The following is an 897-nucleotide window of genomic DNA, read 5'->3' as shown; positions in this document are numbered from 1 at the left end:
CAATCGTCAATTGGAGGCAGCAGGGGTGATAATCAAGTCGGGGGTTATTGTAGATGCGAGTGTGACCGACAGCCCTCGTCGCCCTCGTGGTCGCAAGAGCTATACGATGGTGGATGACCGCAATGAACCAATACGGCGTTTCGCTCGAAGATCCGATGGAAGCGAGCCGACAAATGACCGAAATGATGAATATCATGGCCGCTGCGGGTCAAGAAGGCTCTGCTACTTCCCCAGATTAAGTAGGCCCTCGAACAAGCAGGTATGGCGGCCAAAGCCGCTAACGTGAGTTTTGCCGAAACCAACGCCGCCATTCAGGTGCTGGACAAAGCGGGCAAGAAAGGGAGCGAGGGCGGCGTTGCCCTACGCAATACCTTAGCGATTCTTAGCCGTGGCCGTTTCCTACCCAAAGAGACGCAGGAACAGCTCAAAGCGGCAGGTGTGGACATCAATGCCCTTGCCGATAAGAGCCGAACAATAAAAGAGCGGCTCGAACTCTTGAAACCTATTCTCAAAGACAGCGCACTCTTCTCGCAGCTCTTCGGAATGGAGAATGCCAATGCCGCCCGCGCCCTCGTTCAGAATACCGAAGAGCTCGACCGCCTCACGGGAGCCATCACGGGCACGAACAGCGCGCAAAACCAAGCTGCCATCGTGATGGAGAGTTACGCAGAGCGGCAGGCGCGTATAAAACAGCAAATCGAGGACTTCAAGATTTCGCTCTTTCAAGCCACTGGCGACCTTAGCCTTTGGTCTGGGACTATTACAGAAACGCTTGTACCGCTTGCACAAATTTCGCCAATGCTTCTTCTGTACTTTCAAAATCGAAGTGCAACAAATAGTTTTGTTTTTCATGGGTCCTAATCTATGAAAAACACCGCGGGTTTGCCTCGCGGCCGG

1 protein-coding gene and 1 pseudogene are annotated in these 897 nt (G+C 53.3%); both read left to right on the top strand.

Going from position 1 to position 897, the window contains the following annotated elements; translation table 11 throughout:
- Positions 1-127 (top strand): annotated as a pseudogene (locus EII14_RS09530) (IS5/IS1182 family transposase); the annotation flags it as partial.
- Positions 128-261: 134 nt separating this feature from the next.
- Entirely contained in the window at positions 262-861 is a 600-nt protein-coding gene (locus EII14_RS09030) for a phage tail tape measure protein (RefSeq protein WP_233569431.1), read from the top strand.
- Positions 862-897 lie beyond the last annotated feature (36 nt).

The organism is Alloprevotella sp. OH1205_COT-284 (assembly GCF_003859795.1).
Lineage (GTDB): Bacteria > Bacteroidota > Bacteroidia > Bacteroidales > Bacteroidaceae > Alloprevotella.
This window is presented reverse-complemented; position numbering and strand designations above follow the sequence as displayed.